Genomic DNA, 14,975 nt, shown 5'->3' with positions numbered 1-14,975 from the left:
AGGATGGAAAAACAACGACGACTATTAATTGAGATTACGAAGACACTGTGTGGCTTACCGGACAGTCAAGGGTACTTGGACGGGTCACCACAGCCGGCAGTGGTGACGCGATTACGGCAGTACCAGGCCGCAGGCTATCAGGTGGTGCTCTTCACTTCGCGGCAGATGCAGACCAGTGACGGGAACTTGGAACGGCTGAACCGCTACACCGCGCGCAATACCATGAAATGGCTCCGGCGGCATCAGGTGCCGTATGACCGGTTATTGTTCGGCAAGCCGTGGGCGGGACAGGGCGATTACGACATCGATGACCGGGTCCTGCACCCCGGTGAGTTTCTTCAAAAGACACCGGCGGAGTTACTGCAGTTGGTTGCGCAACGGCAACCGGCCGTGGGCGCCGCACTGTAGGGCGAATAGAATTTAAATCGGCTTTCCCTTGGGGTTGAGGGGAAAGCCGATTTTTGGGTGCTAAAGGTTAAGATAAGTTGCAAGTCACGCGTAGATAGGTAAAAATGGGGATAATTGATTCTTGACGTGTAGAACAGGAGGAAATGCACATGTTTGCCTATCTAGAAGCCTTTAGGTTAGTGTACGAGACGCGGAGTTTCTCCGCAGCAGCGACTCAGCTTTTCGTGACACAGCCCACCGTTTCCCATCAAATCAAGCAGTTGGAGGCCCAGCTACAGGTGAAGTTATTCGACCGGCGCGGGAATCGGGAAGTTCGCCCGACTGCGGCGGCTAAAATTCTCTACACTGAATCAACGAGATTGTTAACGGACTGGCACCGGACGGAACGAAAGTTAACGGCGGCTACGCAACAAAAGACCTTGGCTCTGACGATTGGGGCTTCCCAAACCACCGCATTAACGTTATTGCCGACCCTGTTACCAGCGTTGAAGGCGCAGTTTCCCCAGGCCGCTTTGCGGGTCAAAATGGCGAATTCGGAACAGGTTTTGAAGGAGTTGAAGGCACACCAGATTCAGTTTGGTCTGATCGAAAAGCCCGTTACGGCGGATGACGTGGAACGCGTTTCCTTGGCCAAGGACCAGTTGGTCTGTGTGGGCCAACCAACGGGAGTATGGCTGACCCGGGAACGGGGATCAGGGACTTTTCAATACACCCAAAATTACCTAAAAGAGGCGGGAATTATTCCCCAGCAGTTAATTGAAATAGATAACTTAAATCTTATTTTGTCTCTGGTTCAACAAGGGATGGGCCAGACGGTGGTGTCACAGCGATTAGTGCCTACTACGCTACCGTTTCAACCCCTAGGTGCCCATTTTGAGCGGGACTTTTATCTGGTGTACTTTAAAGCGGATGTTTTATTGAATGCAGAATTAGCCGCCGTTGGTCATCAAATTCAATTAATCTTAACAGATTAATTCCATAATTTAATAAATAAAATTTATTGACTACTATGTAGAACGCTAATCGCTAACCCCTTGTCTCCCTTGAGATTTGGACGCAAACTATAGCCATTGATTAATTGGAACGTTCCAATTATAGAAACGGTTAGATTGAATCGCTTAAATTCAAGGAGGCAGTCTCATGACAGATTTTGACTCGCAAGCTTATTTGAACCAGGTTGATCGGTATTGGCGTGCTGCAAACTACATTTCGGTAGGGCAATTATATCTGCGGGATAACCCGTTGCTTAAACGACCGTTACGGGCAGATGATGTGAAGTTTAAACCCATTGGTCATTGGGGGACGATTGCGTCACAAAACTTTATGTACGCTCATTTGAACCGAGTCATTAAAAAGTTCAATCTCAAGATGTTCTACATTGAAGGGTCTGGACATGGTGGTCAGGTGATGGTGTCTAACGCTTACTTGGACGGTAGTTATTCGGAGATTTATCCCCGCATCACGCAGGATGAAACGGGACTCCAGCGCCTATTCAAACAGTTCTCCTTCCCAGGTGGGGTCGCTTCCCATGCGGCACCCGAAACACCGGGCTCGATGCATGAAGGCGGTGAATTGGGGTATTCCATTGCTCACGGAGTAGGTGCGATTCTGGATAACCCTAATCAGATTGCGGCGGTAGAAATTGGTGACGGGGAAGCCGAAACGGGCCCCTTGGCGACGTCTTGGTTCTCTAATAAGTTCATTAATCCCATCAATGACGGTGCTATCTTGCCAATGTTGAATCTAAACGGGTTTAAGATTTCTAACCCTACGATTCTCTCCCGGATGACGGATACGGAATTAACGAATTACTTTAACGGAATGGGGTGGCAACCGTACTTCGTTGAGACGGACGGTCAGGCAGCTGATGAACGCGCTGTTCACCAACGAATGGCCGAGGTGATGGATCAAATCGTTGCTCGGATTCAAGAAATTCAACAACATGCGCGCCAAACACACGACGATACGCTACCAGTGTGGCCGATGTTGATTCTACGGTCCCCTAAGGGCTGGACGGGGCCGCAATTCGACTTAGACCATCAGCCAATTGCCGGGTCGTTCCGTGCCCACCAAGTTCCGGTGCCAGTCGACGCTACCCATATGGACCATCAAGAGCTCTTAGTTGATTGGTTAAAGTCGTATCGACCAGCGGAGTTGTTCGATGAGACGGGACATTTGAAACCAGAGATTCGGGCTACCGCGCCGCAAGGGACGCAACGGATGGCGATGAATCCTGTAGTTAACGGCGGGATTGCGCCCCAACCCCTAACGCTCCCCGATGTTCGGCAGTATGCCGTCACCATTGAGCGCCCAGATGCACATGATGCGCAGGATACGGAAGAATTGGCGAAGTTTTTGACGCAGACCATGCGGGATAACCCGTCCTCTTTCCGGGCTTTTGGGCCTGATGAGACCAAGTCTAATAAGTTCTTTAGCATGTTAGATTATGGAAAACGGCAGTGGTTGGAACCAATCAAAACGCCGAATGATGAAGATATGGCCCCGGCTGGACGGGTTTTGGACGCCCAATTGTCCGAACACCAAGCCGAGGGATGGTTAGAAGGTTACGTTTTGACGGGCCGACATGGTTTCTTCGCCTCATATGAAGCCTTTACCCGTGTGATTGATTCTATGCTAACGCAACATTTCAAGTGGTTACGGAAGGCTGCCGAACAGCCTTGGCGCCACGATTACCCATCGTTGAACATTTTGAACGTATCCCACGCTTTCCAACAAGACCACAACGGGTATACCCACCAAGATCCAGGGATGTTAGGTCATCTGGCAGAAAAAGGGCATGAGCTGGTTAATGAATACACACCGGCAGACGCGAATTCCTTAATGGCAGTGATGAACACGACGTTGCGTGTTCGCGAAAAGATCAACCTGGTCGTTGCGTCTAAGCATCCGCGGCCACAGTGGTTCTCCATGGATGAGGCGTTGACTCTGGTTAAGCAGGGCTTGGGGATTATCCCGTGGGCGTCTAACGATCAGGGCAATCCGGACATCGTCTTTGCGGCGGCCGGAACAGAAGCCACAATGGAATCGTTGGCGGCAATCGACCTCCTCCACCAAGCCTTCCCGCAATTGCGGGTCCGCTTTATCAACGTGGTCGATATCTTACGGTTGCGTCCGGCGGGGATGGACCAGGATAGTCGGGGCTTAACGGATGCTGAATTTGATCAGTACTTTACTGCAGACGTACCGGTTATCTTTGCCTTCCACGGGTTTGAAAATACCTTTAGAGGGTTACTCTATACCCGGCACAATCACCAAATCGAGTTCCATGGGTACCGTGAGAACGGGGATATTACCACGCCATTCGATATGCGAGTCTTGAACCAACTGGACCGCTTTCATCTAGCGAAGTCGGCGATTCAAAAAACGCGGTTAGCTGACCAGGCTGGTGACTTTGTTGCTCAGATGGATCATGAGCTGACACGGCATCACGACTACATCCGAGAATATGGTCGGGACTTGCCAGAGGTCGACAACTGGCGGTGGTCGGGACTAGATTAGTCCGATACGAAATTTGGGTTCACTTCTTCTTAAACGGGAACGCATACTGCCACGTTCCCGTTTTTAGTTTGGTTGGGAAATGCGGGCACTAAAAATAGGACTTCCCAACGTTGGGGAGTCCTATTTGAACGGTTTAGTGAGTGCTCAGTGCTGAGGTAAGCTGGGCAACCTGAATTTTAGTCTTGGACGTTTAAGAAGCTGTGGACGTTCAGCTGCGCGGCAACCTGATCCAGTTGGTCTGGGGCCACATTGGTGGGGACTAGCGTTATTCCCGCACTGGTCAAGAGCCGCTGTGAAGCGGTCCAGTCGGCCGATCGGTCCTGAGAAGCGCCCACGCTAAGAACGCGATCGAAACCCTGCTCGGCTAGCCAGTCTACGGCGGCCCCGCGGTCTTGGGGCCGAATCGTGTCGAAGGCGGTGCTCAGCGTCAGGGTCATTCCCCCGGCGGCTGCCACCAGCGGCCGCAGTGCTTCAGTGTCGAGCTGACGAGCGGCTGTGAGTCCGCCGAAGATGACGCCGTCGACCCCTAATTGTTGGGCTTCTAGGAGGTCAGCCTCCATAATTTTGATTTCGACGTCGTTGTAGGGATCTTGGCCGCCGCGGGGCGCAATCAGCAAGTCGAGGCTGACCTGGTGTTCGTGGGCGTACCGCACGGCTTCGCCCATGGTACCTTTACTGACGGTGGTCCCGCCAACGGCCAGGTTGTCGGCGAGGGCCACCCGCTTGGCACCGGCTTGGATAGCGGCGGGGAGGGACGTGTAATTTTCGAGTAACGGTTCAACTAAGAGCAAGTTTCTCATCCTTTCAAGGTAGCGTTGGTTCGGCAGAGTGACTAAGGATATGGTACAATTAACCCACTATTTTTAATGGAAGTGACGCTTGTGAAATCTGAACAAAAGCCACGGTCGTGGTTTTGGCACTGGGTCGTGAATAACCGCCTTGTCTCTGCGCTAACCATTATACTGCTTATTCTACTCATATTGCTGGTGGCAAGTAAAGTCCCTTGGCTGGCGACGCCGTTCGTGGTGGTCACTCAAATCGTGGGCCTGCCGATTATCCTAGCGGGCGTGGGGTACTACTTGTTGAATCCCGTCGTGGATCGGCTGGAACGGCGCGGTGTGGCCCGGACCTGGTCGATCACGGGGCTCTTTGTTCTGGTCGCGGGACTACTGGTCTGGGGAATCGGAAGTGGCGTTCCCTTGGTGCAACACCAGCTCAATACGCTGCTTACGGAATGGCCGCAGTACTGGCACCAAGTGACGCGGACCGTGACGCATTGGCTCAATGATGAACGGTTGACGGGAATCCGGCAGCAGTTGGACCAGTTTAATCAACAACTGGGGGATCAGTCCTCCCAGACCGTCTCCCAGCTGGCGAAGACCACCTGGTCCTCGGTTGGTGGGGTGGTCAGCCGTATCGCGAGCGTGGTGGTCGCAGTGGTGACGGCGCCCTTTATCCTGTTTTACTTACTCCGGGATGGGCACCAGTTACCGCAGTACCTCAGTCGCTTGTTACCGATCAAGCGGCGGCAAGCAGCTATTGACTTATTGGTCGAAATGAACCGCCAGGTCAGCAACTATGTGCGCGGGCAACTCATCGTGGCCTTTGCGGTTGCCGTTCTATTCTACCTAGGCTTCTTGGTGATTGGGCTTAAGTTTGCCCTGTTGTTAGGAATCACGGCGGGCATCTTGAACTTGGTCCCGTATTTGGGGTCGTTTCTAGCGATGGTCCCCGTGGTGGTCGTGGCCGTCATGGCGTCCCCCTGGATGCTGGTCAAGGTCCTGATCGTCTTTGTGATTGAGCAGACGTTAGAAGGACGCCTGATTTCACCATTGGTCTTAGGCAGTTCCCTTAAGATTCACCCGCTGACCATTATTTTTGTCTTACTGATTTCGGGGAAGGCATTTGGCGTGGTCGGGGTAATCTTAGGGATTCCGGGATACGCGGTGATTCGTGTCATCGCGACCCAGGGGTTCCGCTGGTATCAAGAATTCGTTGGGGGGTATTCAGAACCCCAAGCACAACAAGGAGAAAAAAGTCATGAAAAAAATTGATCGGGCGGCGGCCTTTTTAACGGCTAACGCTACAGTCTTTCGGTGTCCCGTATGTCACGCTCCTTACGACCACGTGGCGGAACACAGCCTAGTCTGTCCCAACGGACACAACGTGGACCTGTCGAAGAAGGGCATGCTGTACTTTATGCAACGCGCTGTGAAAAGCGAATATGACGACGCGATGTTAGCTGCCCGTCGCCGCATGCTCCAGGCGGGCCTGTTTCGGGGCATCACCGACGCATTTGCGGCCCATCTAACGGCGGAGCCGGAAACGATTCTAGACGTGGGGTGCGGCGAGGGGACCCCGCTGGCCGATGTTTTGGCCCACCGGGATGGTCGCGACGTGGCCGTGGGGTTTGATCTGTCGAAGCCAGGCATCAATTTGGCCACGCAACTGGCCACTAATGCGTTCTTCTGTGTGGCCGATCTGGCCCAGATGCCGTTCAGTGCGGGTCAGTTTACGACGATTTTAGATTTATTTTCGCCCTCGGCCTATCAGGAGTTCAACCGGGTCTTAGCCCCGGGCGGGCAGTTGCTTAAGGTCATTCCCAACGCGGACTACCTGATTGAGCTGCGGCAGGCAATCTTCCCGGCCGGGAATGCTCACGCACAATACGATAACGGCAACGTTCTCCGGCTCTTCCAGCAGCATTACCCGAACGCGACCAGTCAGCGGATTCGTTACCAAGTCCCTGTCGCACCCGAACGCTTCGACGACCTCATGTTGATGACGCCGATGCACTGGGGGGCTGACCAGGCACGGTTGGCGGCGGTGGCGGCTGATCCGTTCCCGCAGATTACGGTCGACGTGACGTTGTTGCGGGCGGAGGGTTAGGTAAAACGTTTAAAAAATTCAAGCTAGCCCCTTGAACACCTCACAACAGCGTGTTATATTGAAAAACGAGAAATCGTTTGGCGGTCGATATCAGCGGGTAACTGTTAGCGGCTGACAAGTTGACCTTCACTAAAGTAGCCCCTCGCCGTGCCCACACCGAGGAGCTGCTTTTTTTCGTGGTGTCGCTTGTCAAAGCGGGCGGTGGTTGACTATAATTAATGAAACAAGAACGAATGTTTGAGAAGAGAACGGAGAGTACGAGCGCATGACAAACCATATTGTATTATTTGAACCACTATTTCCGGCGAACACGGGGAACATTGCCCGGACTTGTGCGGGAACGGACACGATTTTAGACCTGATCAAGCCCCTAGGGTTTACGGTTGACGACGCGCATTTGAAGCGCGCGGGACTGGACTATTGGGATAAGGTGGATGTTCGGTACCACGAGAATCTGCCGGCTTTCTTGGAAACGGTCACGGATCCGACGCAACTGTATCTCGTTTCCAAGTTTGCGGAACAGGATTACACGGAACCGGACTACCGGCTGAACGACCACGACCACTACTTCCTGTTCGGTAAGGAAACTACGGGGTTGCCTGAACCGTTCATGCGGAAGAACGAAGAGAAGTGTATCCGGATTCCCCAAGATGATCAGCACATCCGGGCGTTGAACCTCTCGAACAGTGCGGCCATCGTTATCTATGAGGTCTTGCGCCAGCAGGCCTTCCCGAACCTGGAGCGGGTGCACCGTTACCCGCACGATAAGTTAAAATAATGCGATTAGAGCGAAAGGGGGCGCAAGCTGTTGGCAACCAAACGAAAAACCACGCGACGGAAACCAGCTCGGCGGAAATCAAGCCGTAAAGCCACGCAACCGTTTCCCTATACCCGTAACGTTGTCGGCTTGGTCTTATTGGCCCTCGCTGCGTTGGGGCTATTCAATCTAGGCTTATTGGGCAGCCTGTGTGCGAACCTAATGCGCATTGTGGTGGGGGACGGCTACCAAGTGGGGTTAGTCGTCCTAGGCGCCTTAGGTGTCGCCTTAGCCATTACGGGGACCTGGCCCCAAATTGCCCGTCACTATCTGGCGGGGAGCGGCCTGGTCTTTAGTGGTTGGCTCCTGTGGCTGTCGGCCACCGCTTTTGTGACCGCCAACCAACACAGCGGCTTTGTTACCACCGTCTGGCACGCGGGCCTCTCAGATTTACTGACGGGAGGTCGTACGGGTCAACTGGGCGGTGGCCTGTGGGGAGCTGTGGAGCTCTCCGTGATTGCCTGGTTAATTGCGTTGCTGGGCGCTCAGATTGCGGCTTGGCTGATTATGGCCGGCGGGGTTCTGGTCTTCTTCCAGATCCCGTTAAGTGACTTAGCGCCTTACGTTCAAAAGGTCGGTCGCTGGGTCGTAGCTGGTAGTCAGGCCGTCGCTAATGGCGTCAAGCGGGGTGGGACGGCCTTACAGACCCACTACGCCCAACGGCAAAAGGCGGCCACGACGGATTCGACGTCTAAGCCCAAGCCAGATGAGAAGCCAACTGCCTCGACAGACCAGCCTGCAACACCCGAGCCGAGTACAACGCAACAAGCCAAACCGACCAGCCCGCAACCCAGTTACCACGTGACCGTGGCGGCCAATGAGCAACCGGCGAAGCCAGCGCCCGCAACACCTAGCGCCGACGCCCAAGAAGCGGCGGACGAGCCAGCGCTAGTCAGTGCTGATCCGGTCGACCCGAATTATCAGTTGCCCGCCTCCGACCTGTTGAAGCAGGTGCCACCGACGGACCAAACGGCGGAAATCAACGCAATTGATGCCAATACTAAGATTTTGAAGCAGACCCTAGACAGCTTTGGGGTCGATGCGGAAGTCAAGAACGTCAGTCTGGGGCCGTCCGTGACGGAATACGAACTACACCCCGCTATCGGGGTCAAGGTCTCGCGCATCGTGAACTTGGCGGATGATTTGGCCCTAGCGTTGGCGGCCAAGGGGATTCGGATTCAAGCGCCGATTCCCGGCAAGTCCTTGATTGGGATCGAAGTTCCGAACAAGGAGGTCTCAACGGTGGCCTTTCGGGACGTGGTCGAGGCTCAGCCCGCCCATCCCAATAAGCCGTTGGAGGTGCCGCTGGGGCGTAACGTCACCGGACAAGTGGTGATGATGGACCTGACCAAGATGCCCCACTTACTGATTGCCGGGGCGACCGGGAGCGGGAAGTCCGTGGCAATCAATGGAATTATTACCAGTATCTTGATGAACGCACGGCCCGACCAGGTCAAAATGATGCTGATCGATCCTAAGAAGGTGGAGTTGAGCGTCTATAACGGGATTCCCCACCTATTGACACCGGTGGTTTCCGAGCCGAAAAAGGCGGCCCGGGCCCTCCATAAAGTGGTCAAGGAGATGGAACGGCGCTACGAGTTGTTCTCACAATTTGGCCAGCGGAAGATCTCAGGTTACAACGCGTTTGTGCAAAAGGCTAACGCGGAGGACAATCAAGCTCGGCCCACCTTGCCATACATCGTGGTGATCGTCGATGAATTGGCTGACTTGATGATGACCGTGTCGAACGAAGTGGAAGATGCCATTATTCGCTTAGCACAGATGGGCCGGGCGGCCGGGGTCCACATGATCCTGGCAACGCAACGGCCATCCGTGGACGTCATTACCGGGCTGATCAAGGCCAACGTGCCTTCACGAATTGCGTTTGCGGTCTCGAGTGGGATCGATTCACGGACCATCTTGGACACCAATGGGGCCGAAAAGTTGCTGGGTCGCGGTGATATGCTCTTCCAACCGGTCGATGCCAACTCACCGGTCCGGGTCCAGGGCGCCTTCATCTCGGATGAAGACGTCAGCAACGTGGTCGCCTTCATTAAGCAACAGCAGACGGCCGACTACGATGAAGACATGGTGGTCACCGACGAAGAGCTGAAGCAAGAGGAACAGGGCGATAGTAACGATGAATTATTCGACGATGCCCTAGCCTTCGTGGTTGACCAACAAAAGGCCAGCACGTCGCTATTACAACGGCGGTTCCGCATCGGGTATAACCGGGCAGCGCGAATCATTGATGATTTAGAGCAACGTGGGTACATTGGCCCCCAAGAGGGCAGTAAGCCCCGTCAGGTTTATAAGCAACCGGATGCGGAGACTTCGACAACGGATCAGGGAAACTCATGATGTGGCTGAACGTTAGGTTAAGTGACCTAACCAACTGATGGTGACCATTAGTGAGCGGTATAACGAACGATTGATCGATCGTCAAAAAGAGATGAAAAAAGGGCACTGGCCGTTCGGCCAGTGCCCTTTGATGTCTAAGGACGGTGTTCTTACATTAGTGAGAAAATAGCGCCAAAAATTAAAGATCCAAGAGTTGCGATAATCATGATCCATACGAAGACGTTCGTGATTTTTTGAAACGTCGATTTTTTCTTCTTTTCCATGCTGAGCTTAGCCACCTCTTTGCGTGCAAATCTACCCAATTAGTTTACCTTGGCTCATCGAGAATTGCAACTGCCAAGCGGACTTCCCGGTAGATTGTTTAGGGCCCGCGTTGCATGTTGGTCGGGAAATCTTTATAATATGGGTTCGAAGTGACAGGTGGGGGGATCAACATGACGTTTTGGACATCACCCGTGGCACCATTGGTCATCTTAATTGTAGGGTGGCTGGTGATTCGCGGCATTAAGCATCGACTACGGCGACACTGGCCGGCGCAGGTAGTGACCTGGGACCTCATGACGCCGTTGCTGATTATCTGTAGTTTACTCCTGATTCCAGCCGGGGCCGGTCGCTGGCTACCCTGGTTAGTAATGGGCTGGATGGTCCTGGGGATGGGGGTCGCCATCGTTCAGGCAATCCGGCGCCACGAACTTTTATATCCCGTTTTCTTTAAAACGTTTTGGCGGCTAACGGATGTTTATTGGGTCGTGGGGTTCGGTTTGTGTTTTCTACTTACATTTAGTTAGATAATGCATAAATATAAAAAAAGATGTTTATTGACCCATTTTTAAGGGTCAAAAATTAAGGGTTAAGCCACGGTGAACAGGTGTTCGCCGTGGCTTTTTGCGTGCTTGTGCGTAAATTTATAAAAATTCGGAAACGTTGTGGTAGAAAGTGGGGGGGTGTGGTAAACTTGGGAATAGTTACAAGTTAGGGGGATTGGCTATGTTCATGGGCGAATTTGAGCATTCGATTGACGCCAAAGGACGGCTAATTATCCCCGCCAAATTCAGAGAACAACTTGGCGACCATTTCGTGGTTACCCGCGGGATGGATGGTTGTTTATTCGGTTATCCATTAGCTGAGTGGGCGGTGTTGCAAGATAAACTGAAAGCCTTGCCACTCAACCATAAGGACGCCCGGGCGTTTGTCCGGTTCTTCTACTCGGCCGCCACGGAATGTGAAGTCGATAAGCAGGGCCGTATCAACCTCCCCAAGCCCCTTTGCGAACACGCTGCGTTGACAAAACAGTGCGTGATCGTGGGGGTCGCCAACCGGTTTGAAATTTGGAGCGCCGAGCGGTGGACCGCGTTTGCGACGGCCGCTGAGGAAAACTTTGACGATATCGCTGAAAAAATTGATTTTTAATCACAAATTTTGACTTTAAAGAAGGGAGTGTGTTTATGGAAGACTTTCATCACGTCACGGTACTTTTAAACGAAGCGGTGGCGGGTCTCGCCATCCAACCAACAGGAACTTACGTCGATTGCACTTTAGGTGGCGGTGGTCACAGCCAACACATTCTCGAACAATTGACGACGGGTCACTTGTACGCCTTTGATCAAGACCAGACCGCCATTGACTATAACCAAGAACACCTCAAGGACGCCTTAGCCGCAGGGAAAGTCACGTTTATCAAGAACAACTTTCGGAATCTGCAGGCCGCGTTGAACGAGTTGGGGGTCACCCAGGTGGACGGCATCTTGTACGACCTGGGGGTTTCCTCACCGCAGTTCGACGAAGCCGACCGGGGCTTTAGCTACCAACACGACGCACCATTAGATATGCGGATGGATCAGAGTGCCCCGTTGACGGCTTGGACGGTGGTCAATGAATGGTCGTTCAACGACTTAGTTCGGATCTTTCACCGTTACGGCGAAGAGAAGTTTGCCAAGCCCATCGCTCGAGCCATTGAACGCCACCGCCAGACGGCGCCCATCGATACGACGGGCCAACTGGTTGAGATCATCAAGGAAGGGATTCCCGCGGCCGCTCGGCGGCATGGTGGGCATCCGGCCAAGAAGGTCTTCCAGGCGATTCGTATCGCGGTCAACGATGAGTTGGGCGCGTTAGAAGCCTCGCTGGAACAGGCCATCAAGTTGTTAGCCCCTCACGGGCGGATCAGCGTGATCACTTTCCAATCCTTGGAAGACCGGCTGGTCAAGACCATGTTCCGGGAGCAATCATCGTTACCAGAATTGCCCCACGGTTTACCCGTGATTCCCGACCAGCTGCAGCCAGACTACAAGCTGGTCAACCGCAAGCCTATCGTTCCGACGGACGCGGAATTGGCAGCCAATCATCGCGCCCACAGTGCTAAATTGCGAATTCTCGAAAGATTAGATTCGACTCACTCATAAAATAAATATCGACATAGGAAGATGATTATTTATGGCGCAAAATAGTTTAGCAGAGGCGGTTCCGCTTACCACGGAACCCAAACGACGCCAACACATAGAACAACCACAACCGCAGCTCCAACCGACCCCACAAGGTCAGCCGCAGAAGCTCCCCGTCTCTAAGTTTGAGAAATGTCTCATGACGGTGGGGGGACTCATTCTAGCGGTGATGATGGTTTTTGTTGTTTCTTCTAAGATTGCAATGAGCAACGCACAACACCAATTGCAGTCCATTAATCAAACCACGGCGACGTATCAGAATCGCAACACGAATACCCAACAAGAAATCAATGAATTGCAAAGTCGCAGTCGGCTTGATAAGATTGCACGAAAACAGGGATTGGAATTGGACAACGCGCGAATAAGGAATGTTAATAAATAATGACCAATTCTCCTAAGCGTCCTAATAAACACACGAATACACGCAGAAACCGGAAGCACTTTGGCCAGTTTCTGTTTTTGGTTTTTTTTGCGGTCTTCTGTCTTATCGTCGGCCGCTTTTCGTATATTTCCATCGGTAAAAAAGTTCAGAATGTTAATTTAAGTGCCGCCGCCCAACGTTTGTATACGGCAAATGAAACGTTGAAGGCCAAGCGGGGGACGATTTACGATGCCAACAACCAGCCCATCGCGGAAGACACCAGCGTGTACTCGTTATACGTGGTGTTGGATAAGCGGCAGGTCGGGTTGAACGGCCAGAAATTGTATGCCACAAATAAAGAAAAGATCGCCACGGTTCTGGCGAAAAACCTGCCGATCACACGGCAAAAGGCCCTGGATATTTTGACGCCTAGTAAGGGGCACCCGTTCCAAGTCGAGTTTGGGACGGCCGGGCAGAATATTTCGCTGACCACTAAACAAAAGATTCAAAGTTACCATTTATCCGGCATTAACTTTGTTCAACAGGAGTCGCGCCTCTACCCGAACGGGGTCTTCGCGTCGCATCTGATTGGGTTGGCCCAATCGCAGACCAAGAATGGTCAAACCAACTTGACGGGAACCATGGGCATCGAACAGGCCTTTAACCGGGAACTGACCGGGACGGACGGTTCGCAAAAGATCAAGAAGGACATGTATGGGTACCAACTGCCGGGAACCAAGCAGAAGTACCAAAAGGCGAAGAACGGGGACAACGTCTACACCACGCTGGATACGCGCCTTCAGACCTTGTTGGAGACGGAAATGAGCAGTGTCCAGAGCCAGGTCAAAGCCAACTCCATGAACGCCGTTTTAATGAACGCGAAGACGGGGGCCATCCTTGCGGCGACCCAACGCCCAACGTTTAACGCGACCACGAAAGCGGGGTTAAATAGCGTTTGGCGGAATACCCTAGTGCAGGATGCCTACGAACCAGGATCGACCATGAAGATCTTCACGTTGGCCTCTTCCATTAATAGTGGGAACTATAACGGGAACGCGACCTATCAATCCGGACGCTACACCATTGGCAACCAAGTGGTGCCCGACTGGAATACCTCTGGGTGGGGGACCATTACCTATAACAAAGGGTTCGCCGTCTCAAGTAACGTTGCGATGGCCCATCTGGAACAGCAGATGGGGGCCAAGACCTGGAAGAAGTACATCAAACGGTTCCACTTCTTGCAGAGCACCCACTCGGGCCTACCGGGTGAACTAAGCGGAGACATTGCCTTCACCCGGCCAATCGAACAGGCGGATACCGCGTTCGGACAAGGGATTCAAGTGACGGTCTTCCAGATGCTGCAGGCTTTGACGGCTGTCAGCAACGATGGGCAGATGATGAAGCCTTACGTGATTAGCAAGGTCGTCGACCCCAATACGCACAAGACCGTCAAGCGGTATCAGCCGACCACGGTAGGTAACCCCATCTCGGCGTCGACGGCCAAAGCCGTGCGTAAGCACATGGAAGATGTGGTCTACAAGAGTTACGGTATCGGGAGCGACTATAAGATGAGCGGCTACCGGGTCGCCGTCAAGACTGGGACGGCGCAGGTCAGCGGCGGGAAGTCGGGCTACTTGTCCGGCGACGACAACTACCTGTACTCTGTGGCGTCGATGGTGCCGGCCTCTAATCCGAAGTACGTGATGTACATTACCATGAAGCAACCGCATCTAGGCAGCAAGACGGCGACACAATTACTGGCTTCCGTGATGAAGCCAGTGATGGCCCGGGCGCTGCAGGAAGATAGCACCAGTAAGACCACGCAGACTAAGATGCCGGATGTGACCGGGAAGTCTCTGACGGCGGCCACTAAGGCGTTGACCAAGTCGAACGCGACCGTGACCGTTCTGGGGAACGGCACTAAGGTGCGCAAGCAATCAGTTGCGGCTGGGACCACCCTCTATCGGGACCAGCGGGTCTTCTTGACCACGGGCGGTCAGGTCACCCTCCCAAGTTTGACGGGCTGGTCGAAGGGCGATGTGGTAAAATTAGCACAGTTGGTGGGCATCAAGTTGACCACTAAGGGTGATGGATACGTGACGAAACAGAGTCTTAAAGCGGGAACTACCGTGGCTTCTGGATCGACACTGACCATTACTTTGAAACAAAATAAATAAGA

The 14,975-nt window shown here is 53.1% G+C and carries 14 protein-coding genes; 12 read left to right on the top strand and 2 right to left on the bottom strand.

Going from position 1 to position 14,975, the window contains the following annotated elements:
• The first annotated feature begins 3 nt into the window (after positions 1 to 3).
• The 3 genes from RIN67_RS08045 (at position 4) to RIN67_RS08035 (ending at position 3,927) form a co-directional block, all read left to right on the top strand.
• Positions 4 to 408: an HAD family hydrolase gene (locus tag RIN67_RS08045; protein ID WP_264999263.1), complete on the top strand. Its 405-nt coding sequence runs from the start codon at positions 4 to 6 to the stop codon at positions 406 to 408.
• 149 nt (positions 409 to 557) lie between these two features.
• Complete coding sequence (locus RIN67_RS08040) at positions 558 to 1,382, top strand: LysR family transcriptional regulator (RefSeq protein WP_264999264.1); 825 nt, start codon at positions 558 to 560, stop codon at positions 1,380 to 1,382.
• 166 nt (positions 1,383 to 1,548) lie between these two features.
• Positions 1,549 to 3,927, top strand: a complete 2,379-nt coding sequence (locus RIN67_RS08035; RefSeq protein ID WP_264999265.1) for a phosphoketolase family protein — start codon at positions 1,549 to 1,551, stop codon at positions 3,925 to 3,927.
• A 176-nt stretch (positions 3,928 to 4,103) separates the two neighbouring features.
• Here the strand turns inward: RIN67_RS08035 and RIN67_RS08030 are convergent, their stop codons facing one another.
• Positions 4,104 to 4,727: a copper homeostasis protein CutC gene (locus tag RIN67_RS08030; RefSeq protein ID WP_264999266.1), complete on the bottom strand. Its 624-nt coding sequence runs from the start codon at positions 4,725 to 4,727 to the stop codon at positions 4,104 to 4,106.
• A gap of 66 nt (positions 4,728 to 4,793) precedes the next feature.
• Between RIN67_RS08030 and RIN67_RS08025 the strand changes: the two genes are divergently transcribed.
• The 4 genes from RIN67_RS08025 (at position 4,794) to RIN67_RS08010 (ending at position 9,994) form a co-directional block, all read left to right on the top strand.
• On the top strand, positions 4,794 to 5,981 hold the full coding sequence (locus RIN67_RS08025; RefSeq protein ID WP_264999267.1) for an AI-2E family transporter: 1,188 nt from the start codon (positions 4,794 to 4,796) through the stop codon (positions 5,979 to 5,981).
• Complete coding sequence (locus RIN67_RS08020; protein ID WP_313872915.1) at positions 5,968 to 6,816, top strand: methyltransferase domain-containing protein; 849 nt, start codon at positions 5,968 to 5,970, stop codon at positions 6,814 to 6,816. Before RIN67_RS08025 ends, RIN67_RS08020 begins: the two co-directional genes overlap by 14 nt.
• A gap of 265 nt (positions 6,817 to 7,081) precedes the next feature.
• The gene (locus RIN67_RS08015) at positions 7,082 to 7,594 is read left to right on the top strand and encodes a tRNA (cytidine(34)-2'-O)-methyltransferase (protein ID WP_024746049.1); all 513 of its coding nucleotides are present in this window, start codon (positions 7,082 to 7,084) and stop codon (positions 7,592 to 7,594) included.
• Between the two features lie 30 nt (positions 7,595 to 7,624).
• A complete protein-coding gene (locus RIN67_RS08010; protein ID WP_313825938.1) occupies positions 7,625 to 9,994 on the top strand; it encodes a DNA translocase FtsK in 2,370 nt (789 codons plus the stop codon).
• A gap of 149 nt (positions 9,995 to 10,143) precedes the next feature.
• Here the strand turns inward: RIN67_RS08010 and RIN67_RS08005 are convergent, their stop codons facing one another.
• On the bottom strand, positions 10,144 to 10,257 hold the full coding sequence (locus RIN67_RS08005) for a DUF4044 domain-containing protein (protein ID WP_024746051.1): 114 nt from the start codon (positions 10,255 to 10,257) through the stop codon (positions 10,144 to 10,146).
• A 171-nt stretch (positions 10,258 to 10,428) separates the two neighbouring features.
• Between RIN67_RS08005 and RIN67_RS08000 the strand changes: the two genes are divergently transcribed.
• The 5 genes from RIN67_RS08000 to RIN67_RS07980 all read left to right on the top strand — a co-directional run bounded on the left by RIN67_RS08000 (position 10,429) and on the right by RIN67_RS07980 (position 14,973).
• A complete protein-coding gene (locus RIN67_RS08000; RefSeq protein WP_264999270.1) occupies positions 10,429 to 10,782 on the top strand; it encodes a DUF3397 domain-containing protein in 354 nt (117 codons plus the stop codon).
• Positions 10,783 to 10,981: 199 nt separating this feature from the next.
• A complete protein-coding gene (gene mraZ / locus RIN67_RS07995; protein WP_024746053.1) occupies positions 10,982 to 11,404 on the top strand; it encodes a division/cell wall cluster transcriptional repressor MraZ in 423 nt (140 codons plus the stop codon).
• A gap of 35 nt (positions 11,405 to 11,439) precedes the next feature.
• Positions 11,440 to 12,396 (top strand): 16S rRNA (cytosine(1402)-N(4))-methyltransferase RsmH, encoded by a 957-nt coding sequence (gene rsmH / locus RIN67_RS07990; RefSeq protein ID WP_024746054.1) that lies wholly within the window; start codon positions 11,440 to 11,442, stop codon positions 12,394 to 12,396.
• Positions 12,397 to 12,427: 31 nt separating this feature from the next.
• Positions 12,428 to 12,817 carry a cell division protein FtsL gene (ftsL, locus tag RIN67_RS07985; RefSeq protein ID WP_024746055.1) on the top strand — a complete coding sequence of 130 codons (390 nt, stop codon included), beginning with the start codon at positions 12,428 to 12,430 and terminating at the stop codon, positions 12,815 to 12,817.
• A complete protein-coding gene (locus tag RIN67_RS07980) occupies positions 12,817 to 14,973 on the top strand; it encodes a penicillin-binding transpeptidase domain-containing protein (RefSeq protein ID WP_264999271.1) in 2,157 nt (718 codons plus the stop codon). The genes ftsL and RIN67_RS07980 overlap by 1 nt, the downstream gene beginning before the upstream one ends.
• Positions 14,974 to 14,975 lie beyond the last annotated feature (2 nt).

Source organism: Levilactobacillus namurensis, from assembly GCF_032197885.1.
GTDB lineage: Bacteria > Bacillota > Bacilli > Lactobacillales > Lactobacillaceae > Levilactobacillus > Levilactobacillus namurensis_A.
The sequence above is the reverse complement of the archived record's forward strand: the minus strand, read 5'-3'. Positions and strand labels throughout refer to the sequence as shown.

Coding starts and splice junctions, on each gene's coding strand:
- RIN67_RS08035 (WP_264999265.1), top strand. CDS start 1,549: ATGACAGATTTTGACTCGCAAGCTTATTTGAACCAGGTTGATCGGTAT.
- RIN67_RS08045 (WP_264999263.1), top strand. CDS start 4: ATGGAAAAACAACGACGACTATTAATTGAGATTACGAAGACACTGTGT.
- RIN67_RS08020 (WP_313872915.1), top strand. CDS start 5,968: ATGAAAAAAATTGATCGGGCGGCGGCCTTTTTAACGGCTAACGCTACA.
- mraZ (WP_024746053.1), top strand. CDS start 10,982: ATGTTCATGGGCGAATTTGAGCATTCGATTGACGCCAAAGGACGGCTA.
- rsmH (WP_024746054.1), top strand. CDS start 11,440: ATGGAAGACTTTCATCACGTCACGGTACTTTTAAACGAAGCGGTGGCG.
- RIN67_RS08040 (WP_264999264.1), top strand. CDS start 558: ATGTTTGCCTATCTAGAAGCCTTTAGGTTAGTGTACGAGACGCGGAGT.
- RIN67_RS08005 (WP_024746051.1), bottom strand. CDS start 10,257: ATGGAAAAGAAGAAAAAATCGACGTTTCAAAAAATCACGAACGTCTTC.
- ftsL (WP_024746055.1), top strand. CDS start 12,428: ATGGCGCAAAATAGTTTAGCAGAGGCGGTTCCGCTTACCACGGAACCC.
- RIN67_RS08000 (WP_264999270.1), top strand. CDS start 10,429: ATGACGTTTTGGACATCACCCGTGGCACCATTGGTCATCTTAATTGTA.
- RIN67_RS08030 (WP_264999266.1), bottom strand. CDS start 4,727: ATGAGAAACTTGCTCTTAGTTGAACCGTTACTCGAAAATTACACGTCC.
- RIN67_RS07980 (WP_264999271.1), top strand. CDS start 12,817: ATGACCAATTCTCCTAAGCGTCCTAATAAACACACGAATACACGCAGA.
- RIN67_RS08015 (WP_024746049.1), top strand. CDS start 7,082: ATGACAAACCATATTGTATTATTTGAACCACTATTTCCGGCGAACACG.
- RIN67_RS08025 (WP_264999267.1), top strand. CDS start 4,794: ATGGAAGTGACGCTTGTGAAATCTGAACAAAAGCCACGGTCGTGGTTT.